Origin of the sequence: Streptomyces sp. NBC_01260, from assembly GCF_036226405.1 — a bacterium.
Classification (GTDB): Bacteria; Actinomycetota; Actinomycetes; order Streptomycetales; family Streptomycetaceae; genus Streptomyces; species Streptomyces laculatispora.
The window spans coordinates 2,322,825-2,347,909 of the sequence record NZ_CP108464.1; the positions used below are offsets into that span (position 1 = coordinate 2,322,825).

At 71.0% G+C, this 25,085-nt stretch carries 14 protein-coding genes and 1 pseudogene; 9 read left to right on the forward strand and 6 right to left on the reverse strand.

The genetic code is table 11. From position 1 onward, the window contains the following. Positions 1 to 94: 94 nt before the first annotated feature. The gene (locus OG322_RS09885) at positions 95 to 1,981 is read left to right on the forward strand and encodes an ABC transporter ATP-binding protein (RefSeq protein WP_329306307.1); all 1,887 of its coding nucleotides are present in this window, start codon (positions 95 to 97) and stop codon (positions 1,979 to 1,981) included. Beyond that, entirely contained in the window at positions 1,978 to 3,879 is a 1,902-nt protein-coding gene (locus OG322_RS09890) for an ABC transporter ATP-binding protein (protein ID WP_266410913.1), read from the forward strand. The genes OG322_RS09885 and OG322_RS09890 overlap by 4 nt, the downstream gene beginning before the upstream one ends. A 149-nt stretch (positions 3,880 to 4,028) precedes the next feature. On the opposite strand, the gene OG322_RS09895 is transcribed toward OG322_RS09890, so the two are convergent. Beyond that, on the reverse strand, positions 4,029 to 5,612 hold the full coding sequence (locus OG322_RS09895) for an MFS transporter (RefSeq protein WP_123461739.1): 1,584 nt from the start codon (positions 5,610 to 5,612) through the stop codon (positions 4,029 to 4,031). A gap of 138 nt (positions 5,613 to 5,750) precedes the next feature. On the opposite strand from OG322_RS09895, the gene OG322_RS09900 reads away from it, so the two are divergent. Both OG322_RS09900 and OG322_RS09905 read left to right on the forward strand, forming a co-directional pair. Beyond that, entirely contained in the window at positions 5,751 to 6,659 is a 909-nt protein-coding gene (locus OG322_RS09900) for a TetR/AcrR family transcriptional regulator C-terminal domain-containing protein (RefSeq protein WP_329306308.1), read from the forward strand. A 163-nt stretch (positions 6,660 to 6,822) separates the two neighbouring features. Next, positions 6,823 to 8,868, forward strand: a complete 2,046-nt coding sequence (locus OG322_RS09905) for a M4 family metallopeptidase (RefSeq protein WP_123461737.1) — start codon at positions 6,823 to 6,825, stop codon at positions 8,866 to 8,868. Between the two features lie 81 nt (positions 8,869 to 8,949). On the opposite strand, the pseudogene OG322_RS09910 reads toward OG322_RS09905, so the two are convergent. Next, positions 8,950 to 9,517: pseudogene (locus OG322_RS09910) on the reverse strand (alginate lyase family protein); the annotation flags it as partial. A 64-nt stretch (positions 9,518 to 9,581) separates the two neighbouring features. Then, entirely contained in the window at positions 9,582 to 12,185 is a 2,604-nt protein-coding gene (gene glgP, locus OG322_RS09915; protein WP_329306309.1) for an alpha-glucan family phosphorylase, read from the reverse strand. A 764-nt stretch (positions 12,186 to 12,949) separates the two neighbouring features. Here glgP and OG322_RS09920 point away from each other — a divergent pair. The 4 genes from OG322_RS09920 (at position 12,950) to glgB (ending at position 20,860) form a co-directional block, all read left to right on the forward strand. After that, on the forward strand, positions 12,950 to 15,001 hold the full coding sequence (locus OG322_RS09920) for an alpha-1,4-glucan--maltose-1-phosphate maltosyltransferase (protein WP_329306310.1): 2,052 nt from the start codon (positions 12,950 to 12,952) through the stop codon (positions 14,999 to 15,001). Beyond that, complete coding sequence (gene treS, locus OG322_RS09925; protein ID WP_123461735.1) at positions 14,998 to 16,704, forward strand: maltose alpha-D-glucosyltransferase; 1,707 nt, start codon at positions 14,998 to 15,000, stop codon at positions 16,702 to 16,704. Before OG322_RS09920 ends, treS begins: the two co-directional genes overlap by 4 nt. Before the next feature lie 239 nt (positions 16,705 to 16,943). Next, entirely contained in the window at positions 16,944 to 18,341 is a 1,398-nt protein-coding gene (locus OG322_RS09930; protein WP_123461734.1) for a maltokinase N-terminal cap-like domain-containing protein, read from the forward strand. 83 nt (positions 18,342 to 18,424) lie between these two features. After that, the gene (gene glgB / locus OG322_RS09935) at positions 18,425 to 20,860 is read left to right on the forward strand and encodes a 1,4-alpha-glucan branching enzyme (RefSeq protein ID WP_123461733.1); all 2,436 of its coding nucleotides are present in this window, start codon (positions 18,425 to 18,427) and stop codon (positions 20,858 to 20,860) included. Between the two features lie 49 nt (positions 20,861 to 20,909). On the opposite strand, the gene trxA is transcribed toward glgB, so the two are convergent. The 3 genes from trxA to OG322_RS09950 form a co-directional block, all read right to left on the reverse strand. Then, entirely contained in the window at positions 20,910 to 21,251 is a 342-nt protein-coding gene (gene trxA / locus OG322_RS09940; RefSeq protein WP_123461732.1) for a thioredoxin, read from the reverse strand. A 3-nt stretch (positions 21,252 to 21,254) separates the two neighbouring features. Next, positions 21,255 to 21,659 (reverse strand): MerR family transcriptional regulator, encoded by a 405-nt coding sequence (locus OG322_RS09945; protein WP_124285066.1) that lies wholly within the window; start codon positions 21,657 to 21,659, stop codon positions 21,255 to 21,257. 158 nt (positions 21,660 to 21,817) lie between these two features. Next, positions 21,818 to 23,185: a cation:dicarboxylate symporter family transporter gene (locus tag OG322_RS09950; protein ID WP_329306311.1), complete on the reverse strand. Its 1,368-nt coding sequence runs from the start codon at positions 23,183 to 23,185 to the stop codon at positions 21,818 to 21,820. 208 nt (positions 23,186 to 23,393) lie between these two features. Between OG322_RS09950 and OG322_RS09955 the strand changes: the two genes are divergently transcribed. Further along, the gene (locus OG322_RS09955; RefSeq protein ID WP_329306312.1) at positions 23,394 to 25,082 is read left to right on the forward strand and encodes a sensor histidine kinase; all 1,689 of its coding nucleotides are present in this window, start codon (positions 23,394 to 23,396) and stop codon (positions 25,080 to 25,082) included. The last annotated feature ends 3 nt before the right edge of the window (positions 25,083 to 25,085 follow it).

The following is a 25,085-nucleotide window of genomic DNA, read 5'->3' on the forward strand; positions in this document are numbered from 1 at the left end:
GTTGATGCCGCGTTACGACGTCCGGCGGTCCGGCCCCGGCCGCACAAGAAAAGCAGATGAGCGATGTCAGTGGTGAACCGTAGGCTCGCCCCTGATGCCCGAAGAACATGCAGAGCCCAATGACCGGTCCGCCGCACGTTCCCTGATGCGGCTGTGGCCGTATGTGAAGCCGGTGCGGGCCCGGCTGTCCGGCGCGATCCTGATAGCGGTCGTCGCCTCGTGCCTCGGCCTGGTGATCCCGCTCGTGCTGAAGTGGATGGTCGACGGCCCGGTCGCCGACGGGGACCCCGGCGGCGTCTGGCTGGGGGCGCTGTATCTGCTGCTGCTCGGGATCGCGGAGGCGTTCCTGTTCGGTCTCCGGCGCTGGGTGGTGGCGCGTCCGCTGGCCGGTGTCGAGGCGTCGATGCGGGCCGGCCTCTACCGCCATCTGCAACGCCTGCCGGTCGCCTTCCACGACCGCTGGCCGTCGGGCCAGCTGCTGTCGCGCGGGACCACCGACCTGATGCTGGTGCGGATGTTCCTGGCCTTCCCTCTGACCTATCTGGTGGTCAACTCCACCACGATCGTGGTCGGTTTCGTGATTCTGCTCGGCCAGGAATGGACGCTCGGCCTGGTGCTGCTCGTCCCTGTCGTGCCGCTGATGATCGTCTGCTCGGTCTTCGAGGCGAAGTACTCGCTGGTGGCGCGCAGGGCCCAGGACCAGGTCGGCGATCTGACGACGGTGGTCGAGGAGAGTGTGCTCGGCATCCGTATCGTCAAGGGCTTCGGCCGGCACCGCAGCCAGGCCCTCGCGTTCCGCGCCCTCGCGCAGCGGCTGCGGGCCACGGAGCTGGACAAGGCGCGGCTGCTCGCGGGCATCTGGGCCCTCATCACCACGATCCCCGAACTCGCCATCGGGGCGGCGCTGGTGCTCGGCACGATCGAGGTCGCGGACGGCGGACTGTCGGCGGGCACACTGGTCGCCTTCCTCTCCACGGCGCTGGCGCTGCGCTGGCCGGTCGAGTCGATCGGCTTCCTGCTGGCGATCAGCCAGGAGTCGGCGTCGGCGACCGAGCGGTTCTTCGAGGTGATGGACGTGGCCGAGGAGGAGGAGACCGCGACGCACCGCCCGGCGGCCGGGAGCCCGTCCGGTGGCCCGGCCGCGGACGCCTCGGGGGACGGCGGCATGGTCTTCGAGGGGGTCCGGTTCCGCTACCCGGACGCGGCGGAGGGTTCCGCTCCCGTGCTGGCCCGGATCGATCTGCGGATCCGTCCCGGCGAGACGATGGCCCTGGTCGGGGCCACGGGCTGCGGCAAGACCACGCTCACCGCGCTCGTGCCCCGGCTGCACGACGCCACTTCGGGGCGGATCACCCTGGACGGCGAGGACATCACCGCGATGCCGCGCGAGCGGCTGCGGGAGCTGGTGTCGGTGGCGTTCGAGGAGCCGACGCTCTTCTCGGCGAGTGTCGGCGAGAACGTCCTGATGGGCGCCGAGGGCGCCGGCGAGGACGAGCTGCGGCGGGCGCTCTCGGTCGCGCAGGCCGATTTCGTCCACGACCTGCCGCACGGGATCGACACCCAGGTCGGCGAGCAGGGGCTGAGCCTCTCCGGCGGTCAGCGTCAACGTCTCGCGCTGGCCCGTGCCGTCGTCGGCCGGCCGCGCTTCCTGGTGCTCGACGACCCGCTCTCCGCGCTGGACGTGCACACGGAGACGCTGGTCGAGGCCGCGCTGCGCAGCGTGCTGCGGGAGACCACGGCGGTGGTGGTGGCCCACCGGCCGTCCACCGTGATGCTCGCGGACCGGGTGGCGCTCCTGTCGGAGGGCCGGATCAGCGCGGTCGGCACCCACCAGGAACTGCTGCGCGGCAACGCCGAGTACGCCTGGCTGATGTCCGGCGCGGACCTCCCGGACGGCGAGGACGCGTACCCCGAGGGGCCGGGCCCGACCGACGACATCCTGGGCGCGAGCGCCCCTGCCGAGGAGGGCAGCAGCCGATGACCAGCACCACGACGGGACGGCCCACGGAACCCGGCGGCGACGGCGGGGACGAGGAGAAGGCCGCGCCGGGCACTGGGCCCCGTGGTCCCGCGCGCCCGCCGACGCCCAGGGACTCCTTCGACCGCGACGACCTGCCCACGCCCCGTGGCGCGACGCGCGAGCTGCTCCTGTCGCTGCTGCGTCCGCACCGCGGCCGGGTCGTGGTGGCCGCGCTGTTCCTGCTGGTCCAGCAGATCGCGGTGCAGGCCGGTCCGCTGCTCGTCGCGTACGCCATCGACAGCGGGGTGCCCGCGTTCCGGGACAAGGACTACGGGCCGCTGATCGTCGTGGGCATCGGCTACGCCCTCTGCTCCGTCGGCGCGGGAGCCATGCAGTACGCCTTCATCCAGGCCTCCGCGGGGGTCAACCAGGACGCCCTGCTCGATCTGCGCGGCCGGATCTTCCGTCATGCCCAGGCCCTGAGCGTGGACTTCCACGAGCGGTACACCTCGGGCCGGCTGATCTCCCGCTCCACCACCGATGTGGAGTCGCTGCGGGAGCTGCTCAGCGAGGGGCTGCAGGAACTGATCGGGGTCGTCCTCTCGTTCGTCTCCATCTCCCTGATGCTGCTCTGGCTGGACTTCGCGACGGGCGCCGTCGCCGTGCTCTCCTTCGCCCCGCTGTATCTGCTGGTGCGGCTCTACCAGCGCCGGGCCGGAGTGATCTTCGCGGCCCGGTCGACGGCGATCGCCGCGGTCATCGTGAAGTTCGCGGAGACGATGAACGGCATCCGCCCCGTCCAGGCCTTCCGCCGGGAGCCGGTCAACGACGCGACCTTCCGGGAGCTGAACCACGAGCACCGGCGCACGAACGGCGACGCGATGATCGAGAACGCGCGTTACGTCGTCGGGTCCCGGCTGATCGCCAACACGGCGGTGGCCGGAATCGTGCTGTGGGGTGCCTACCGCGTCGCCTCCGGCACCCTCGCCCTCGGCGTGCTGGCCGCCGTGGTGCTGTATCTGCGGCGGCTCTACGACCCGATCGACCGGCTCAGCATGTTCCTCAACTCCTATCAGTCGGCGGCGGCCTCGCTGGAGAAGATCGCGGGTCTGCTGGCCCAGACCCCGACGGTTCCGGAGGCCCTGGATCCTCGGGAGCTGCCGCCGCTCACGGGCGAGCTCCCGGGCCGCGAGGTGGCCTTCGACTCGGTGAGCTTCGCCTACCGCACCGGTGGTGAGGTGCTGCCCCGTTTCGATCTGACCGTTCCCGCCGGGCAGACGGTGGCCGTGGTCGGGTCGACGGGCGCCGGCAAGTCGACGCTCGCCAAGCTGCTGGCCCGCTTCTACGACCCGACCGACGGCCGGGTGCTGCTGGACGGCACCGATCTGCGGGATCTCGCCGTCCCCGAACTGCGGCGCGGGGTGGTGATGGTGACCCAGGAGGCCTTCCTGTTCTCGGGGACCGTCGCCGACAACATCGCGATCGGCAGCCCGGACGCGAGCCGCGAGGAGATCGAGCAGGCCGCGAAGGCGATCGGCGCCCACGATTTCATCAGCGGTCTGCCCGACGGCTACGACACCGACGTACGCAAGAGGGGCGGCCGGATCTCGGCCGGCCAGCGCCAACTGGTCGCCTTCGCCCGCGCCCTGCTGGCGAACCCGGCGGTGCTGATCCTCGACGAGGCGACCAGCTCCCTCGACATCCCGGGCGAGCGGGCGGTGCAGCGGGCGATGGACACCGTGCTGCACGGCCGCACCGCGGTGGTGATCGCCCACCGGCTGTCGACCGTGGAGATCGCGGACCGGGTCCTGGTGATGGAGCACGGCCGCATCGTGGAGGACGGTGCCCCGTCCGAACTCATCGGCGGCACGGGCCGGTTCGCCGGCCTGCACCGCGTCTGGCGGGAGAGCCTGGTCTGAGCGGCTGCGGTGCGGGTTCCGCTCCATGGGAGTCGCCCGGAGCCGCCGGGTCCCGCTCGCACGGCTCACCGCCCGTGCCGCCGGGCAGCTCGTCGCTCTCGACGTGGCGGGATTTGTGCACGAGCGCCTCCCTGACCGACTGCCGCGTGTCATCGGCCTTCTGCGTCCGCGTGCCGAAGCGCTCCTCCCGCCGGCTCCGCGCCGAGCCGGTCCTCCGCATCGGCCGGCGCCGATTCACCGGCACGCCGCAGCACCACGACAGAGATCAGCGCGGCCACCGCCATGGCTGCGGCCGCACCCGCCGCAGCCGTGTTCAGGCCGTGGGTGAAGGCCTTGGACGCGGCGGAGAGCAAGTCGTCCTGGCCGCGCGGCGGGAGCTGCCGGGCCACGGCCACCGCGCCGCCCAGGGTCTCCCGGGCCGCGTCGGGGGCGCCGGGTGCGGCGTCGGTCATGTCGCGCCCGTAGACGACCGCGCCGAGCGAGCCGAGCAGCGCCATGCCCAGCGCGCCGCCGAGCTCCTGGCCCGATTCCAGGACGGCCGCGGCGGAGCCCGCGCGCTCGGGCGGCGCGGCGCCCAGGGCGAGTTCGTTGGCCAGGGTCATCGCCGCGACCAGGCCGCCCGCGTAGACGGCGGAGCCTGCCAGCGTCACCCAGAGCGGGGAGCCGGTCCGTGTCCCGGTGAGCCAGAGGAAGCCCGCCGCCGAGACGAGGAACCCGCCGCCCATGACGTATCCGCGGTCCAGGCGTTCGGCGAGCGCTCCGGCGGCCGGTGCGGCGACGACGACGCCGAGGGACGGCACCAGGCTCCACATCGCGGCCTCGAACGGGCTCTTGCCGAGGACGGACTGCACGTACTGCGAGAAGAAGGCGGCGAAGCCGATCGTGGCGGCCATCGCCAGGACGTTGACGAGGACCGACCCCCCGTAGGCGCGGCGGCGCAGGAGGGCCAGGTCGACCATCGGGTGGGTGAGCCGGCTCTGCCGGTGGACGAAGACTAGTCCGAGGACGAGGCCGACGGCGATGCCGAGGGCGGGCAGCGGCCGGTAGCCGTGCTTGGCGATCTCCTTGATGCCCTGGATCACCGGCAGCAGCGCGGCGAGCGAGAGCACGGCGCTCGGGACGTCGAACCGCGCCTTCACCGGGCTCCGGGACTCCGGCAGCAGCGCCGGCGCGGCCACCAGCAGGAGCGCCATCGCGGGCAGGTTGATCAGGAAGACCGCGCCCCACCGGAAGTGTTCGAGGAGGATTCCGCTGACGACCGGGCCCAGCGAGATCCCGGTGGCCATCACCGTCGTCCACAGCGCGACGGCGCGGGAGCGCTGTTCCCGGTCGTGGAACAGGTTGCGGACGAGCGCGAGCGTGGACGGCATCAGGCAGGCGCCACCCACCCCGAGCAGCGCTCGGGCCGCGATCAGGGCCTCCGGGGACTGCGCGAGGGCGGCGGCGAGGGATGCCGCGGCGAAGACGACCGTGCCGCCCATCAGCACCTTCCGGCGGCCGATCCGGTCACCGAGCGCCCCCATGGTGACGAGCAGCCCGGCCAGCACGAACCCGTACATGTCGAGGATCCACAGCTGCTGGGTGGAGCCCGGTTCCAGATCGGCGCCGATGGCGGGCAGTGCGTAGAACAGGATGGAGACGTCCATCGAGACGAAGAGCAGCGGCAGCATCAGCACGCCGAGTGCGGTCCATTCACGGCGGCCCGCGAGGGCGGCCGGCGGTGAGGAAGTCATGCCGGGAGCACAGCAGTGAGCCCGCGTACACCACAAACAGTGCCGTAGTGCATGGCCCGGAATCGATCCGGTCCCTGGCCGGTAAGGGCAGTTCGGAGCGGTGTACGACGTCCTTGGTGCACTAGTACAGTCCGCTGGGTGCCGACCGAACCGCCCTACCTCAGGATCGCCGCCGAGCTGCGCCGGCGGATCGCCTCCGGCGAACTCGCCCCGGGCGCACGGGTGCCGTCCACCCGCGCGGTCGTCAGGGAGTGGGGCGTCGCCATGGCGACGGCCACGAAGGCGCTGGCCGTGCTGCGCACGGAGGGGCTGGTGCGGGCCGTGCCGGGAGTCGGCACCGTGGTCGCGGATCGCGCTTCGCCCCTCGCCGCCGGGGACGGGCCGGCGCTGAACCGGGCCCGGATCGTCCGCACCGCCGTCGAACTGGCCGACGCCGAGGGCCTGCCGTCCGTGTCGATGCGCCGGGTCGCGACGATCCTGGCCACGTCCACCATGGCGCTGTACCGCCACGTCCCGGGCAAGGCCGAACTGGTGCGGCTGATGTCGGAGGAGGCGCTCGGAGAACGCCCGCTGGGGCCCGTGCCGCAGCACTGGCGGACCGGGCTGGAGCTCGCCGCCCGCTGGCTGCGGGCGGTGTACGGGCGTCATCCGTGGATGGCCCGGGCGATGGCCTCCTTCACCCGGCCCACGGCGTCCCCGCACGCGATGCGGTACACGGAGTGGGTGCTGCGCGCGCTGAAGGGCACCGGGCTCCCCCCGCACGCCATGCTCCACACCCACCTCACCCTCTTCGCGTATGTGCAGGGACTGGCCCAGGCCGCCGATCTGGAGGCGCAGGCGCGCCAGGACACCGGGCTGTCCGACGAGGAGTGGATGGCGCGGAACGAGCCACAGTTCGAAGCCGTCTCGACAGGAGGGCACTTCCAGGTTCTCCACACTCTTTTCGAACACGACGACTTCGAGCTCGACCTCGACGTCCTCTTCGAATTCGGGCTCGGGAGGACGCTGGACGGCATCGCGGTGATGATCGGCGAAACGTCCGCTTAACGAACATGACCATTACGGCAACGGACGAATTCCGGCCATCTTGTTGACGCGGTCCTGACAGGAACACCCTTCTGCTGACACTGTTCACCCCGTTCTGCGCACTGCCTGCTCTGCCCGGACGGCTCACCCTGCCGCCGGTACCCCCCTTGCAGAAGGAGTCCGCGTGAGATCCACGCCCAGCCGTCGTGCCACCGCGACCGGCGCTCTGATAGCCGCAGCAGCCCTTCTGGCCGCCGGAGTCCAGACCGGCACAGCCACAGCAACACCGGCCGGCGCGACCAGCGCCGCCGCCATCACCGCCGCGGCATCCGCAGGCGCCGATCACGGTGCGCTGCCCAGGCAGCTCTCCCCCTCCCAGCGTGCGGAGCTGATCCGCGACGCGAACGCGAGCAAGGCGGCCACCGCCAAGGACCTCGGTCTCGGCTCGCAGGAGAAGCTCGTCGTCCGGGACGTCATCCAGGACAACGACGGCACCACGCACACCCGTTACGAGCGCACCTTCAGCGGGCTCCCGGTCCTCGGCGGCGACCTGGTCGTCCAGGAGTCGAAGGCCGGCACGACCAAGAGCGTCACCAAGGCGTCCAAGGCCACCACCGCGCAGCTGAAGGCCGTGGACACGGCCGCGGAGGTCGCCCCGGCGGTGGCCGAGAAGCAGGCACTCGGTGCGGCCAAGGCCGACGGCTCGGACAAGACGGTGGCCGAGAAGGCGCCGCGCAAGGTCGTCTGGATGGCGAGCGGCAAGCCGCAGCTCGCCTACGAGACCGTGGTCGGCGGGCTCCAGGAGGACGGCACCCCGAACGCGCTCCACGTCGTCACGGACGCGACCACCGGCGCGAAGCTCTACGAGTGGCAGGCCATCGAGAACGGCGTCGGCAACACGGAGTACAGCGGTCAGGTCACCCTCGGGACCGCTCCGTCGTACACGCTGACCGACACCACGCGCGGCAACCACAAGACGTACAACCTGAACCACGGTACGTCCGGCACGGGCACCCTCTTCTCCGGCAGCGACGACGTCTGGGGCGACGGCACCGCCTCGAACGCGGAGACCGCGGCGGCGGACGCCCACTACGGTGCGGCCGAGACCTGGGACTACTACAAGAACGTCCATGGCCGGACCGGTATCAAGGGCAACGGCGTCGGCGCGTACTCCCGCGTCCACTACGGCAACAGCTACGTCAACGCCTTCTGGGACGACAGCTGCTTCTGCATGACGTACGGCGACGGCAGCGGCAACGCTTCGCCGCTGACCGCACTGGACGTCGCGGCGCACGAGATGACGCACGGCGTCACCTCCAACACCGCCGGCCTGGTCTACAGCGGTGAGTCCGGTGGCCTCAACGAGGCGACCAGCGACATCTTCGCCACCGCCGTCGAGTTCTACGCCAACAACGCCACCGACAAGGGCGACTACCTCATCGGCGAGAAGATCGACATCAACGGCGACGGCACGCCGCTGCGCTACCAGGACAAGCCGAGCAAGGACGGCGCGTCCAAGGACGCCTGGTACTCGGGCATCGGAAACGTCGACGTCCACTACTCGTCGGGCCCGGCCAACCACTTCTTCTACCTTCTCTCGGAAGGCAGCGGCGCCAAGACCATCAACGGCGTCTCGTACGACTCCCCGACCTCCGACGGCCTGCCGGTGACCGGCATCGGCCGCGACAAGGCCGCGCTGATCTGGTTCAAGGCGCTCACCACCAAGTTCACCTCCACGACGAACTACGCGGCCGCCCGCACCGGCACGCTCGCCGCGGCCGGTGAGCTGTACGGCACGACCAGCGCCGAGTACAAGTCCGTGGCCGACGCCTGGGCCGGCATCAACGTCGGCGCGCGTCCCGGCGGCGGCACCGACCCCGGTGGCACGGTCTTCGAGAACACCACCGTCACGGCCATCCCGGACCACGGCGCGGCCGTCACCAGCTCGGTCAACGTCACCGGCCGTACCGGCAACGCCCCCAGCGCCCTCAAGGTCGGCGTGGACATCACCCACACCTACCGCGGTGACCTGGTCATCGACCTCGTCGCCCCGGACGGCACGGCCTACCGCCTGAAGAACTCGTCCTCCAGCGACTCGGCGGACAACGTCCAGACCACGTACACGGTCAACGCCTCCTCGGAGGTGGCGAACGGGACCTGGAAGCTGAAGGTCCAGGACGTCTACTCGGGCGACACCGGAAAGATCAACAGCTTCAAGCTGACCTTCTGAACCCAGCCGCACCGCATGTCCCGCGGCTGACGCGGTATCCCGCCCGGGAGGAGTACCCACTCCTCCCGGGCGGTCGTGTGCTCAGCCGGGGTTGTCCGCGTGGGTCAGCGTCTCCCAGGCGACGAACAGGTTGTCGGTCCCGGCGGGCCTGCGCTGCTGGGTGAGGGTCTGGGTGTCGGTCATCGCGATGCCCATCCGGTTGTGCAGCGCGTTGAACCCGACCTCGGTGACCGGGCCGAGGCCGTCCTTGAGCGATCCGCCGCACAGCGACGACGGAACGGCCTCCCCCAGCTGGTACTTGGCGTGCAGGCCCAGCGCGTGGCGCAGCCGGTCGGCGATCTGTGGGTGAGGTCGCGGCAGGTCTCCTGCGTGAGCCCGTCCATGAGGGTCGACTGGCCCTGCCAGTACTTGACGATCTTGTCGCGGGTGTCCAATCCGCTGCCGGGCGCCGCCTTCGGCAGCGCACCGTCCGAGGTCAGACAGATGTACGCGGGAACACGTCCGCGGAACTTGGTGACCGCCTTGTCGTACGAGGTGCGGTCCTCCAGGAAGACCGAGATGCCGATGGCGGCCTCGGTCATGCTAGTTCCCAGTTCCCGTTGCTGTTCGAACCGTTGATGACCTTGGGCAGGTAGACGTCGCGCATCAGGAGACGAAGGGCCCGGCACCGGTGGAAGGGTGCCGGGCCCACGTGGCGGCGGGAGAACGGGACGTCAGCGCATCAGCAGGCCCGCCCCCTCACCCGCTCCCCCCGTCGGCTGCGCCACCAGGCCGAGTTCGGCTCCGCCGACCAGCAGCGGATGGGCGGGCAGCACCCGCACGGTGTACCCGTAGGGGCCCGTGCGGTCGAGGGCGAGCGGCCCCTCGTACAGCCAGCGGCCCTCCAGGTCCTGGCCCCCGGCCGGCTTCAGCGGGAAGACCTGGGCGTCCGTGATGGCGTCGGCCGCGTCCACCCGGCCGGCCACCGCCTGCACCTCCACATCGTCCGGCTCCAGTGCCCCGAGGGTGATCCGGACCCGCAGCGCCAGCGTCGAGCCCAGCTCCGCCGAGCCGCCCGCCTCGGTGGGCGTCACCGCCTCGACATGGTCGACCGCCACCCGCGGCCAGGCCGCCCGGACCCTGGCCTTCCAGTCGGCCAGCTCCCTCGCGGTGGTGGCGTCCAGGGAGCGCTGGGCGAGGGCCGCGGGGGCGTACAGCCGCTCCACGTACTCACGGACCATGCGCCCCGCGAGGACCTTGGGGCCGAGGGTGCCCAGGGTGCGGCGGACCATCTCGATCCAGCGCTCCGGGAGCCCCTCATCCCCGTGGTCGTAGAAGCGGGGCGCGACCCGGTCCTCGATCAGCTCGTAGAGCGCGTTGGCCTCCAGGTCGTCACGCCGGTCCTCGTCCATGGCGGAGCCGTCGGCCGTCGGGATCGCCCAGCCGAAGTCCGGCTCGAACCACTCGTCCCACCACCCGTCGAGAACCGACAGGTTGAGGCAGCCGTTGAGGGCGGCCTTCATCCCGCTCGTACCGCACGCCTCCAGCGGGCGCAGCGGGTTGTTCAGCCAGACATCGCAGCCCGGGTAGAGCTTCTGGGCCATCGCCATCCCGTAGTCGGGCAGGAAGACGATGCGATGGCGCACCCGGGGGTCGTCGGCGAACCGGACCAGCTCCTGGACCAGCCGTTTCCCGCTGTCGTCGGCCGGATGCGCCTTGCCCGCCACGACGATCTGGATCGGGCGCTCCGGGTGGAGGAGGAGCCCCCGCAGCCGGTCGCGGTCGCGCAGCATCAGCGTCAGCCGCTTGTACGAGGGCACGCGGCGGGCGAAGCCGATCGTCAGCACGTCGGGGTCCAGGACGCCGTCGATCCAGCCGAGTTCGGCGGCCTCCGCGCCGCGGGTGCGCCAGGAGGCGTACAGCCGCTGCCGCACCTCGGTCACCAGCTGCTCGCGCAGCGTCCGCCGCAGGTCCCAGAGCTGCCGGTCGGGGATGGCGGCCGCGGAGTCCCACCGCCCCGGGGTGCCCCCGGACTCGGTGCGCAGCCGGTAGATCTCGGGTGCGACCCAGGTGGGTGCGTGGACCCCGTTGGTCACGGAGGTGATCGGCACCTCCGGGGCGTCGAAGCCCGGCCAGAGCCCGGCGAACATCCCGCGGCTGACCGCCCCGTGCAGGGTGGAGACCCCGTTGGCCCGCTGGGCGAGCCGCAGGCCCATCACGGCCATGTTGAAGACGCCGGGATCGCCGCCGTCGTACGTCTCCGTGCCCAGGTGCAGGATGCGTTCGGCGGAGACACCCGGCAGCTCTCCGTCGTCTCCGAAGTGACGGGCGACGAGTTCGCGGTCGAAGCGGTCGATCCCGGCCGGCACCGGAGTGTGGGTGGTGAAGACGGTGCCCGCCCGTACGGACTCCACCGCGGAGCCGAAGTCCAGGCCGTTGCCGGAGAGCTCCCGGATGCGTTCCAGGCCCAGGAATCCGGCATGGCCCTCGTTGGTGTGGAACACCTCGGGCGCCGGGTGGCCGGTGAGCCGGCAGTAGGCCCGCACGGCGCGCACGCCGCCGATGCCCAGCAGTATCTCCTGGAGCAGCCGGTGTTCGCTGCCGCCGCCGTACAGCCGGTCGGTGACCTCGCGTTCACCCGGGGCGTTGCCCTCCACGTCGGAGTCGAGCATGAGGAGCGGCACCCGGCCCACCCGGGCCTGCCAGATGTGGGCGTGCAGCGAGCGGCCGCCGGGGAGCGCCAGGACCACCTCGCTCGGCGACCCGTCGGCTTCACGCAACAGGGTGAGCGGCAGTTCGTTGGGGTCGAGGACGGGATAGTGCTCCTGCTGCCAGCCGTCCCGGGACAGGCTCTGGCGGAAGTAGCCGTGGCGGTAGAGCAGGCCGACGCCGACCAGGGGCACGCCCAGGTCGCTGGCGGCCTTGAGATGGTCCCCGGCGAGGATGCCCAGCCCGCCGGAGTACTGGGGCAGCGCCGCGGTCACCCCGAACTCGGGCGAGAAGTAGGCGATGGCGGCGGGCAGCTCGACGCCCTGCACCAGTTGTTCCTGGTACCACCTGGGGCCCTGAAGGTAGTCCTGGAGACCGGCGGACGCCTCGGTCAGCCGGTGCAGGAACGCTTCGTCCCGGGCCAGCTCGGCGAGCCGCCCGGCGGACACGGCACCGAGCAGGCGCACGGGGTCGCCGTCCGCCGTCCGGCCGGCCACCGGGTCGACGGCCTGGAAGAGCTCACGGGTCTCGGGGTGCCAGGACCAGCGCAGGTTGCGGGCGAGGTCGCTGAGCGGTTGAAGGGGATCGGGGAGGACGGGACGCACGGTGAATCGACGAATGGCCTTCACGTATTCCACCTTTACAGGGGACGTCCTGATCCGAGGGGACGCACCACGGTGTGCGCCGCTCCGTCACCCTCGACGTTAGCTGCGCACGGCACTCGGCAACCACGGCGCACGGCCGTCCGGCGGCGTGCGACCCCGGGCGGGCCGACCGCCCCTTCCGCTCCGCACACCCGAGCACCGCCAGGCACTGGACGCAGATCCAGGCACATCCGTCACAGGCGTTATGGCCGATTCCCTCACCTCGTACGGCCTTGTGGGCCTTCGCCCCACGGGGAAGGCTTCCCAGTGGCGCCCGCCGTCCCCGCGTGCACCGGCTTTCCGCAACCCCGCGCATGCGCGGCGGAGCCCGGCGCATTCAGACCGTCACAGATACGCCCGAGAAGTTAACAAACCACCGGATTGGCCTACCGGCATCAGTGGGAAGGCTTCTCCGGTACCCGGAACGAATGCATTCGGATGACATTTCAAGGCGATCCATCTCGGACCCGCGGCCGGTTCATCCGCCGTTCGGCGGCTGTCCGCCCGCGATTCGTATGCAATCGGTACGGCCCGTGCGCATTCGGTCCACACCCGTGCACCACACCCGCGCCCCATCCATTCGAGTGCCATTCGAGTGAACGCGGACAGGAGCGGCCATGCCCACACCCCACCAGTCGTCAACGGAGCAGCTAGAAAGGACGGAACCCCACCATCGCGGCGCGCGCGTTCAGCCCTCCGCAGCCGCAACGCGCCCTGTTGAGTCCGAGCTCCAGTCCCCAGGTGATTTCATGATCGGTCGCATTCCCGTCCTCGACGTCCGCCCCCTCGTCGATTGCGGAAGAAGGCCCGCCAAGGCGGTTTCCGGTGAGACCTTCCAGGTCACCGCGACCGTCTTCCGCGAAGGCCATGACGCGGTCGCGGCCAACGTCGTCCTGCTCGACCCGAGCGGGCGGCCCGGCCCCTGGACACCGATGCGCGAGCTCGCTCCGGGCACCGACCGCTGGGGCGCCGATGTGACCCCGGACGCCGAGGGCCGCTGGACGTACACGGTCGAGGCCTGGAGCGATCCGGTGGCCACCTGGCGGCACACCGCCCGGATCAAGATCCCGGCGGGGATCGACACCGTGCTCGTCCTGGCGGAGGGCGCCGAGCTGTACGAGCGGGCCGCCGGGGGCGTGCCCAAGCGGGACGGCCGCGAGGCGGTGCTCCGCGCGGTCGACGCCCTGCGCGACACGTCACGCCCGGCCGCCGCCCGGCTGGCCGCCGCGCTCACCCCCGAGGCGGCACAGGCGCTGACCGGCCACCCCCTGCGTGAGCTGGTCACCGCCTCGCGGCCGCTCCCGCTCGTCGTCGAGCGCCGGCGTGCCCTGTTCGGCTCCTGGTACGAGCTGTTCCCCCGTTCCGAGGGGGCCAGGACCGAACCGGCCGTACCGGCGAAGCCGGTGGCGAAGGGCCGCGCGGCCAAGGCGCGACCCGCCGCGGCGCAGCCTCCCCGGATCGTCAGCGGCACCTTCCGCACGGCGGCCGAGCGGCTGCCGGCGGTTGCCGCGATGGGGTTCGACGTGGTCTACCTCCCCCCGGTCCACCCCATCGGGACGACCCATCGCAAGGGCCCGAACAACTCCCTCTCCCCCGCCGCGCACGATGTGGGGGTGCCCTGGGCGATCGGCTCGGCCGAGGGCGGGCACGACGCCGTCCATCCCGATCTCGGCACCCTCGACGACTTCGACCATTTCGTCGAGGCCGCCCGGAACCTGCGCATGGAGATCGCGCTGGATTTCGCCCTCCAGTGCTCCCCCGATCACCCGTGGGTCACGGAACACCCCGAGTGGTTCCATCACCGCGCGGACGGCAGTATCGCCTACGCGGAGAATCCGCCCAAGAAATACCAGGACATCTATCCGATCGCGTTCGACAAGGATCTGCGCGGGCTCGTCGCGGAGACCGTGCGCATCCTGCGGTTCTGGATGGATCACGGAGTACGGATCTTCCGCGTCGACAATCCGCACACCAAGCCGATGATCTTCTGGGAGAAGGTCATCGCCGACATCAACCGCACCGATCCCGATGTGATCTTCCTGGCCGAGGCATTCACCCGTCCCGCGATGATGCACGCACTCGCCACCATCGGATTCCAGCAGTCGTACACCTACTTCACCTGGCGCAACAGCCGCCAGGAAATCACCGATTACGTGACCGAGCTGTCCGGTGAGACGGCCTCCTGCATGAGGCCCAATTTCTTCGTGAACACCCCCGACATCCTCCCCGGATATCTCCAGGACGGCGGCAGGCCCGCCTTCGAGGCACGGGCGGTGCTCGCGGCGACGCTCTCCCCCACCTGGGGGGTGTACGCGGGGTACGAGCTCTGCGAGAACACCCCGCTCCGCGGCGGCAGTGAGGAGTACCTCGACTCGGAGAAGTACGAGATCCGGCCCAGGGACTGGGAAGCCGCCGAGCGTGAGGGCCGGTCGCTGGCCCCGCTCATCACCACGCTCAACCGGATCAGGCGCCGCCACCCGGCGCTGCAGCAGCTGCGTGACGTGCACTTCCACTCGTCCGACAACGACGCACTGATCGTCTACAGCAAGCGCTCCGGTTCGAACATCGTTCTGATGGTCGTCAACCTCGACCCGCACCACACCCAGGAGGCGACCGTCTCGTTGGACATGCCGCGACTCGGCCTCGACAGGCACGAGAGCGTGCCGGTGCGCGACGAGCTCACCGGCACTTCCTATCACTGGGGCAGGACCTTCTACGTGCGTCTGGAACCGGGCGTGACGCCCGCGCACATCGCCGTCCTGCGACCGTCCCCGCCGACCGGAGGGTCACCCACACCATGATCGTCAATGAGCCCGTCCACGACACGTTCGAGGACACCCCGGCCAAGGACCGCGATCCCGACTGGTTCAAGCGTGCCGTCTTCTACGAGGTCCTCGTCCGTTCCTTCCAGGACTCCAACGGTGACGGCATCGGAGATCTGAAGGGGATCACCTCCAAACTGGACTACCTCCAGTGGCTTGGCGTCGACTGCCTCTGGCTGCCGCCGTTCTTCAAGTCGCCGCTGCGCGACGGTGGTTACGACGTCTCCGACTACACCGCCGTGCTTCCGGAGTTCGGCGACCTCGCCGACTTCGTCGAGTTCGTCGACGCCGCGCACCAGCGCGGGATGCGCGTGATCATCGACTTCGTCATGAATCACACCAGCGACCAGCACGACTGGTTCCAGCAGTCCCGCACCGACCCCGAGGGTCCGTACGGCGACTACTACGTCTGGGCCGACGACGACAAGCAGTTCCAGGACGCCCGGATCATCTTCGTCGACACCGAGACGTCCAACTGGACCTTCGACCCGGTGCGCAAGCAGTACTACTGGCACCGGTTCTTCTCGCACCAGCCCGACCTCAACTACGAGAACCCGGCGGTGCAGGAGGAGATCATCTCCGCCCTGCGCTTCTGGCTGGACCTCGGCATCGACGGCTTCCGGGTCGACGCCGTGCCGTACCTCTACCAGCGCGAGGGCACCAACTGCGAGAACCTCCCGGAGACCCACGGCTTCCTCAAGCGGGTCCGCAAGGAGATCGACGCCAACTACCCGGACACCGTGCTGCTCGCCGAGGCCAACCAGTGGCCCGAGGACGTCGTCGACTACTTCGGCGACTACCAGGCCGGCGGCGACGAGTGCCACATGGCGTTCCACTTCCCCGTCATGCCGCGGATCTTCATGGCCGTACGACGGGAGAGCCGCTACCCGGTCTCCGAAATCCTGGCCAAGACACCGGCGATCCCGTCCGGCTGCCAGTGGGGCATCTTCCTGCGCAACCATGACGAGCTGACGCTCGAAATGGTCACGGACGAAGAGCGCGACTACATGTACGCGGAGTACGCCAAGGATCCGCGGATGCGGGCCAACATCGGTATCAGGCGGCGCCTGGCATCCCTGCTGGACAACGACCGCAACCAGATCGAGCTGTTCACCGCCCTGCTGCTGTCCCTGCCCGGATCACCGATCCTCTACTACGGGGACGAGATCGGGATGGGCGACAACATCTGGCTGGGCGACCGGGACGCCGTCCGCACCCCGATGCAGTGGACGCCCGACCGGAACGCGGGATTCTCCTCCAGCGATCCGGGACGGCTCTTCCTCCCCACGATCATGGACCCGGTCTACGGCTACCAGGTCACCAACGTCGAGGCGGCGATGGCCTCCCCGTCGTCGCTGCTGCACTGGACGCGCCGGATGATCGAGATCCGCAAGCAGAACCCGGCGTTCGGCCTCGGCGCGTACACCGAACTGCCCTCCTCCAACCCCGCGGTGCTCGCCTTCACCCGTGAGCATGGGGACGACCTCGTGCTGTGCGTGCACAACTTCTCGCGGTTCGCGCAGCCGACGGAGCTCGATCTGCGGTCCTTCAACGGGCGTCATCCGGTGGAGCTGATCGGCGGGGTGCGCTTCCCCGCCATCGGTCAGTGGCCCTACCTGCTGACTCTCGCGGGACACGGCTTCTACTGGTTCCGCCTCCGCAAGGACGCACCCGCGAGCTGACCGGCCGGCCGGCGCGCAGGCTCTGTGCGGGGCGGTTTCCGCCGCTCCGCACGGGGCACTCTCCACCCATATCGAACGCTTCAGGACCCTTCCTGAATCCTCCTGGCGATTCGTTCCGTTCGAGTCGAGTCCGTACGGACCATCCTGACCCGACACGTCCCGCACAGCCGGACAGCCAAAGCCGCAATCCGGGACACTCTTCGCATCCTGTGGTGTGCCCGGGGAAAGGACGCGATGCCATGTCGGAGGCTGCATCCGCTCAGGTCACCCTGGCGAACAGCACAGCCCTGCTCCCGTCTCTCGGACCGCTGCTCCATGAATGGCTGCCCCGGCAGCGGTGGTTCGCGGGCAAGGGACGGCCGATCACGGCCTTCTCGCTCGTGTCGGCGACCGAGATACTGCCGGTGGAGAAGGCCGGCATCGCCGCTGCCGGCCCCGGGCTGCTGCATCTGCTGGTCCGGGTCCATCAGCCCACCATGCCCGCCCAGCCGCCCATCGACTGCTACCAGTTACTGCTCGGCGTACGGTCCACCCTGCCGACCCGGCTGGCGCCCGCCCTCATCGGGCATGTGACGGACGGCCCGCTGGCCGGGCTGACCGTCTACGACGGGCTGCACGATCCGCGCCTGGCCGCCCTGCTGCTGGAGCGGCTGCGCACCCCCGGCGGACTCGGCGCCCTCCGGTTCGGCCGGGGCGCTGCCCCGGTCTCCGCCGGCCTCGCGCCCCGGGTGCTGGACACCGAGCAGTCCAACTCCTCGCTCGTCTACGGCAACGCCTACATCCTCAAGATCTTCCGCCGGGTGTTCCCGGGCACCAACCCCGATCTGGAGCTGCCCCTCGCGCTCTCCCGCGAGGGGTGCGGGCGCGTCCCGGCCCCCGTCGCCTGGTTCGAGTCCACCGAACCGGAGCACCTCACGCTCGGCGTGCTGCAGCCGTTCCTGCGCGGTGCGCAGGACGGCTGGCAGCTCGCCCTGCGCGCACTCGCGACGGGTCTCGACTTCGGACCCGAGGCCCGCGCGCTGGGACAGGCCACCGCCGAGGTGCACACCGCGCTCGCCGCGGCGCTGCCCACCCCCGCGCTGCGCCGCGGCGAGACCGACGAGCAGGCCGCCGGCATGGTGCGGCGGCTGGAGGCGGCCGCCCACGCGGTGCCGGAGCTGGTGCCCTACGTCCCCGGGCTGCGCGCCGCGTTCGACGCCGTGACGGCGCTGGGCCACCAAGGGCGGAGCTGGGCGGCCCAGCGGGTGCACGGCGATCTCCACCTCGGCCAGACCCTGCGCGGGGCCGACGGCTTCTGGTCGCTGATCGACTTCGAGGGCGAGCCGGCCCGCCCGCTCCCGGAGCGCCGCAGCCCGCAGCCACCGGTGCGCGACATCGCCGGGATGCTCCGCTCCTTCGACTACGCGGCCCGCTCGCACCGGCCCTGGAACGCCGACTGGGCGGCGCGCTGCCGGTCCGCCTACTGCGACGGCTACGCGGAGGCCGCGGGCCTCGACCCCCGCGCCGAACCGGAGCTGCTGCGGGCCCACGAGACCGACAAGGCGGTGTACGAGGTGCTGTACGAGGCACGGCACCGGCCCGACTGGCTTCCGGTCCCGATGGCCGCCATCCACCGCCTGGCCGCCGCCACCGACTGACACCCGCCGCCGCGCACCCCCGCACCCGCACGCGGCGCCCCACCCCTCCCGCCCCATCCATACCCCCCGAGGAGGCTGTCCCTGTGACCGCCCGCAAGCCGTCCCGCAAAGCGCCCGATCCCGCTCCGACCACCTCCGAAGCCGCTCTCTCCGCGGCACCCGCCGAACATCCGGACGCCACCGCCGCAGGCCCGGCCGCCGGGACCCTCGCACCGGTGGAAGCGAGCGCCCCGCCCCCCGATCCGGTCACCGCGAACGCGCCCGCCAAGCGGGCGAACCGGGCGGCGGCCCCGCCGCATCCCCGCCGCGCCGGCGGCGGTCAGGGGGTCCGCCCGGCCCGCACCCTGGACGACGGGGACCGGGCCCGGCTCCTGGCGGGTGAGCACCACGCCCCGCACGACCTGCTCGGCGCGCACCAGATCCGCGGCGGGGTGACGTTCCGGGTGCTGCGGCCCTTCGCGCGGTCCGTAACCGTGCTGGCCAAGGGGCTCCGGGCCGAACTGCACGAGGACGGCGACGGCTTCTTCTCCGGGCTCCTGCCGATGCCGTCGGTCCCCGAGTACCAGCTCCTGGTCTCCTACCAGGACAACGAGATCGAGGTCCAGGACCCGTACCGCTTCCTGCCCGCGCTCGGCGATCTCGATCTGCATCTGATCGGCGAGGGCCGGCACGAGGAGCTGTGGACCGCGCTGGGGGCCCAGCCGATGGAGCACCAGGGCGTCACCGGGACCCGGTTCACCGTCTGGGCCCCCAACGCCCGGGGGGTTCGCGTCGCGGGTGACTTCAACTACTGGGACGGCACCGGCTTCCCGATGCGTTCGCTCGGCTCCACCGGGGTGTGGGAGCTGTTCCTGCCCGCGATCGGGGAGGGGGCGCTCTACAAGTTCGACATCTGCCGCCCGGACGGCTCGCACACACTGCGCGCCGACCCGATGGCCCGCCAGGCCGAGGTCCCGCCCGCCAACGCCTCGGTCGTGACGGCCGCGCACCACGTCTGGCGGGACCAGGAGTGGATGGCCCGTCGCGGGGACGTCCCGGTGCACGAGGCGCCGCTGTCCGTCTACGAGGTGCACCTGCCGTCCTGGCGCCCCGGTCTCACCTATCGCCAGCTCTCCGAGCAACTCCCCGCGTACGTACGTGATCTGGGGTTCACGCATGTGGAGCTGATGCCGGTCTCCGAGCACCCCTTCGGCGGCTCCTGGGGCTATCAGGTCACCGGTTTCTACGCCCCGACCTCCCGGATGGGCACACCGGACGACTTCCGCTTCCTGGTCGACGCGCTGCACCGGGCCGGGATCGGCGTCATCGTCGACTGGGTGCCCGCGCACTTCCCGCGCGACGAGTGGGCGCTCGCCGAGTTCGACGGCCGGCCGCTGTACGAGCACTCGGACCCGCAGCGGGCCGCACACCCGGACTGGGGCACCCTCGAATTCGACTTCGGCCGTACCGAGGTGCGCAACTTCCTCGTCTCCAACGCCACTTACTGGTGCGAGGAGTTCCATATCGACGGGCTGCGGGTCGACGCCGTCGCCTCGATGCTCTACCTCGACTACTCGCGCGAGGAGGGCGAGTGGTCTCCGAACGAGCACGGCGGCCGGGAGAACCTGGACGCCGTCGCCTTCCTCCAGGAGATGAACGCCACGGTCTACCGGCGCAGTCCCGGCGTCGTCACCATCGCGGAGGAGTCCACCGCCTGGGACGGTGTCACCCGCGCCACGCACCACGTCGGTCCCGGTGGTTTCGGCGGGCTCGGGTTCGGGCTGAAGTGGAACATGGGCTGGATGCACGACTCGCTGGAGTACGTGTCCAAGGAGCCGGTGCACCGCAAGTACCACCACAACGAGATGACGTTCTCGATGGTGTACGCGTACAGCGAGAACTACGTGCTGCCGATCTCGCACGACGAGGTCGTGCACGGCAAGCGGTCGCTGGTCAGCAAGATGCCCGGCGACTGGTGGCAGCAGCGCGCCAACCACCGCGCCTACCTCGGCTTCATGTGGTCCCACCCGGGCAAGCAACTCCTCTTCATGGGCCAGGAGTTCGCCCAGGGGGCGGAGTGGTCGGAGGGCCACGGCCCGGACTGGTGGCTGCTCGATCCGTCGTACGCGGCGGAGAGCGACCACCGGGGCGTCCGGACCCTGGTCAGCGATCTGAACACGGTGTACGGGGCGACCGGGGCGCTCTGGCAGCTCGACACCGTTCCGGAGGGGTTCGCCTGGGTGGCGGGGGACGCCGCCGAGGACAACGTCTTCGCCTTCCTGCGCTTCGACGCGGACGGCTCACCGCTGCTGTCCGTCTGCAACTTCTCGCCGGTGGTCCGCCACGACTACCGGATCGGGGTGCCGGACGGCCCGGAGGCGTGGACGGAGGTCCTGAACACGGACGCGGGGCGGTACGGCGGCAGCGACGTACGCAACGACGAACCGCTGAAGCCGGAGGCCGTACCGTTCCACGGCAGGGCGACGAGCGTGGCACTGACGCTGCCGCCGCTGGCGACGGTGTGGTTCAAGCCGGCGTGAGCGACGGGCGGGCCCCGCAGGCGTGATCACGCCTGCGGGGCCCGCCCGTTCACACCGCCTCGAACACGTCCTCCAGCTCCTGGAGCAGCCGGCGCTTCGGCCGGGCGCCGACCATCGACTTCACCGGCTCACCCGACCGGAACACCATCAGGGTCGGCATCGACAGCACCGCGTACCGGGAGGTGATCCCGGGGTTCCGGTCGACATCGATCTGGACGATCTTGATGCGCTCGCTCTCCTCGGCCGCGATCGCTCCCAGCACGGGGGCGAGCTGGCGGCACGGTCCGCACCAGTCGGCGGTGAATTCGACGAGGACGGGGAGTCCGGCCCCCAGCACCTCCCCGTCGAAGCTCTCGTCGGTGACCTCGGCAACGCCCTGCACCTGGATCATCTGTCATCCTCCCAGTTCGCATCGTGGTTCGGGGCCGCCGGGCAGGTCGGACGACGCCTCCAGTTCGGCGCGGGCCAGCTGGGCGCCCACCTCCGTACGGACCGTCCGCAGCTGCTCGATGAGCGAGTCGAGCTCGCCGAGCTTGCGCCGGTAGACGGCGAGGGAGGCGGGGCAGGCGTCACCGGCCGGATGGCCGGCCCGCAGACACTCGACGAAGGGCCGGGTCTCCTCCAGGTCGAACCCGAAGTCCTGCAGGGTCCGGATCTGCTGGATCAGCCGCAGATCGCCCTCGTCGTAGGTGCGGTAGCCGTTCTCCGCCCGCCGCGTGGGCAGCAGCCCGCGCGACTCGTAGTAGCGCAGAGTCCGCGTCGTCGTTCCGGCCCGCTCGGCCAGCTCCCCGATTCGCATACCTCGACGGTAATCCTTGACGTCGACGTCAAGGCAAGCGCCGGATCGGGCAGGGGCCGGCGCGAGCGCGGACACACGCCGGGCCGGTACGGGGTTCCCGTACCGGCCCGGCGTGCATGGGGTGCTGAGGGGCTTCAGTCCTCCCGTGCCCGGGGTGCTCAGGCCTTCGTCATCGAGACCTCGCGCTCGCCCTCGCGCGGCTCGGGGACGTCCGGCCCGCCGCCGTGCACGTCGTCCACGCCGAGCATCGACTCGTCCCAGGGGAGCGCGCCGGCCAGGACCTGGTCCACACGTTCCTTGTCGATCTCCTTGGTCCAGGTGCCGACCAGGACCGTGGCGACCGCGTTGCCGGCGAAGTTCGTCAGGGCGCGGGCCTCGCTCATGAACCGGTCGATGCCGACGATCAGGCCGACGCCGTCGACCAGATCGGGGCGGTGCGACTGGAGGCCGCCCGCGAGAGTGGCGAGACCGGCGCCGGTGACGCCCGCCGCACCCTTCGAGGCGATGACCATGAAGGCAAGCAGCGAGATCTGCTCGCCGATGCTCAGCGGGTCACCCGTCGCATTGGCGATGAAGAGCGAGGACATCGTCAGATAGATCGCGGTGCCGTCGAGGTTGAAGGAGTATCCGGTCGGCACGGTGATGCCCACGACCGGCTTGCTGACACCCATGTGCTCCATCTTCGCGATCAGCCGGGGCAGGGCCGACTCGGACGAGGAGGTGGAGAGGATGAGCAGGAACTCCCGGCCCAGGTACTTCAGCAGGGAGAAGATGTTCACCCCGGCCACCAGGCGCAGGAGCGTGCCCAGGATCAGGAACACGAAGAGCGCGCAGGTGATGTAGAAGCCGATCATGATGACCGCGAGGGACTTCAGCGCGTCCACGCCGGTCTCGCCGACCACGGCCGCCATCGCGCCGAACGCGCCGACCGGGGCCAGCCACATGATCATGGCGAGGATGCGGAAGACCAGGCGCTGGAGGTGGCCGATGCCGCGCAGGACCGGCTCGCCGGCCGAGCCCAGGGCCTGCAGCGCGAAGCCCGCGAGCAGGGCGATGAGCAGGGTCTGCAGGACCTCGCCCTCGGTGAAGGCCGACACCATGGTGGTGGGGATGATGCCGAGCAGGAAGTCCGCGGTGGACTCACTGGGCCCCGAGACCTGCTTCTCACCCGCGGCCCGGACCGCCTCGGTGATGTGGAGGCTGGAGCCGGGCTCCAGGAGGTTGCCGACGACCAGACCGATTGCCAGAGCGACGGTCGACATCACCAGGAAGTAGCCGAGGGCCAGACCGCCGACCGCGCCGACCTTGGCTGCCTTGCGGACCGAGCCGACCCCCAGCACGATCGTGCAGAAGATGATCGGCGAGATCATCATCTTGATGAGATTGACGAAGCCGGTTCCGACCGGCTTGAGCTCGACGGCGGCATCCGGGGCCACGAGGCCCACCAGGATCCCCAGTCCCACCGCCACGATCACGGCGAGATACAGATACTTCGTACGGTCCCGCTTGGCGGCGGCCACTCCCACGGGGGTCTCCTCGGCTCGTCCTTGTTCCTCCCCCGTCCCTGGGGGGTTCCTCCCCCGTCCCTGGGGGCCCCGGCGACTATTCCGTCCCCTGTGACCCCGGTCACCGTTACGTGCATTTCGTTCATATGTTTTCGGCCAGGGCCTGTCCGGCGGATCAGGGGCGACCCCGGTCATGATCCGCCGGACAGGCCCTGGGCAAACTGTGGCCATGCGCTTTCCCCGTCCCCGTCCGCGCAGCCTGGCCGGACAGCTCTTCGCCATGCAGGTGGTGCTGGTGGCGGCCGTCGTGGCGGGGTGCGCGTTCTTCGCGTACGCCTCCGGCAGCGCGCAGGCCCGGGAGACCGCGGCCCGGCAGGTCAGGGCGGCGGCCCTGTCGGTGGCCGATTCACCGTCGGTCCGGGAGGCGATCCGCACCCCGGACCCGTCGGCCGTCCTCCAGCCGTACGCGGAGCAGGTCCGCAGGGACACCGGGATCGCCTTCGTGACGATCATGGACCCGCACCGGGTCCGCTGGACGCACCCCGATGCCGACCGGATCGGCGAGACCTTCCTCGGGCACACGGCGCGGGCCATGCGCGGCGAGACGTTCTCGGAGACGTACACCGGCACGCTCGGCCCCTCCATCCGGGTCGTCACGCCCGTCCGGGACGGCGGCCGGATCGTCGGCCTGGTCAGTGCGGGCATCACGGTCGAGCGGGTCTCCACACAGGTGCGGGCGCAGCTGGGCGCGCTGGGGCTGGCGGCGGGTGGGGCGCTGGCGCTCGGCGGCATCGGCACCTATGTGATCAACGCCCGGCTGCGCCGGCACACCCACGGGATGAACGCCGCCGAGCTGAGCCGGCTGCACGACTACCACGAGGCCACCCTGCACGCGGTACGCGAGGGGCTCCTGATGCTCGACGGGCAGCGCAGGATCGCCCTGATCAACGATGCGGGCCGGGAACTGCTGGGTCTGGCGCCGGGTACGGTCGGACGCCGGGTCGCCGAACTCGATCTGCCGGCGCCACTGACCGGGGCGCTGCTCGCCTCCGAGGAGCGGGTCGACGAGGTGCATCTGACGGCGGACCGGGTGATCGTGGTCAACACCCGTCCGGTGGTGGGCGGCGAGCGGCGCGGCACCGTCGTCACGTTGCGCGATCACACGGAACTTCAGGCGTTGTCGGGCGAGTTGGACTCGGAGCGGGGCTTCACGCAGGCGCTGCGCTCGCAGGCCCACGAGGCGGCGAACCGGCTGCACACGGTGGTGTCGCTGATCGAGCTGGACCGGGCCGAGGAGGCGGTCGGCTTCGCCACGGCGGAGCTCGAACTGGCCCAGGCCCTGACCGACCGCGTCGTCGGCGCGGTCGCCGAACCGGTGCTGGCGGCCCTGCTGCTGGGCAAGGCGGCGCAGGCGAACGAGCGGGGGGTGGAGCTGGTGCTGGCGGACGACAGCCTGATCGACGACGGGGTCCTGCCCGCGTCGCTGCCGCAGCGCGATCTGGTGACCGTCCTGGGCAATCTGATCGACAACGCGGTGGACGCGGCGTCGGAGGCGGTGACGGGCCCGTCCGCCGCCGGCTCCGGCAGCGGCGCGGTCCCCGCCCGGCGCGCCCCGTCGGCGCACCGCCCCGCCCGCGCCCGGGTCACCGTCACGGCACTCGCCGGTGACGGCGAACTCCTGCTGCGGGTCGCCGACAACGGGACGGGCGTCGACCCGGCCGATGCCGCGGAGGTGTTCCGGCGCGGCTGGTCGACCCACGGCGCCGGCCGCGGGATCGGTCTGGCGCTGGTGCGGCAGGCCGCGCACCGCAACGGCGGCGCGGTCACACTGGAGCGGGGGCCGGACGGCGGCGCGGAGTTCACCGTACGGCTGCCGCTCCCCGAGGGCAGCGGCGCGCGAAGGGAAAGGGCCACATGAACC

Coding starts and splice junctions, on each gene's coding strand:
- OG322_RS09885 (WP_329306307.1), top strand. CDS start 95: ATGCCCGAAGAACATGCAGAGCCCAATGACCGGTCCGCCGCACGTTCC.
- OG322_RS09890 (WP_266410913.1), top strand. CDS start 1,978: ATGACCAGCACCACGACGGGACGGCCCACGGAACCCGGCGGCGACGGC.
- OG322_RS09895 (WP_123461739.1), bottom strand. CDS start 5,612: ATGACTTCCTCACCGCCGGCCGCCCTCGCGGGCCGCCGTGAATGGACC.
- OG322_RS09920 (WP_329306310.1), top strand. CDS start 12,950: ATGATCGGTCGCATTCCCGTCCTCGACGTCCGCCCCCTCGTCGATTGC.
- treS (WP_123461735.1), top strand. CDS start 14,998: ATGATCGTCAATGAGCCCGTCCACGACACGTTCGAGGACACCCCGGCC.
- OG322_RS09930 (WP_123461734.1), top strand. CDS start 16,944: ATGTCGGAGGCTGCATCCGCTCAGGTCACCCTGGCGAACAGCACAGCC.
- trxA (WP_123461732.1), bottom strand. CDS start 21,251: ATGATCCAGGTGCAGGGCGTTGCCGAGGTCACCGACGAGAGCTTCGAC.
- OG322_RS09945 (WP_124285066.1), bottom strand. CDS start 21,659: ATGCGAATCGGGGAGCTGGCCGAGCGGGCCGGAACGACGACGCGGACT.
- OG322_RS09955 (WP_329306312.1), top strand. CDS start 23,394: ATGCGCTTTCCCCGTCCCCGTCCGCGCAGCCTGGCCGGACAGCTCTTC.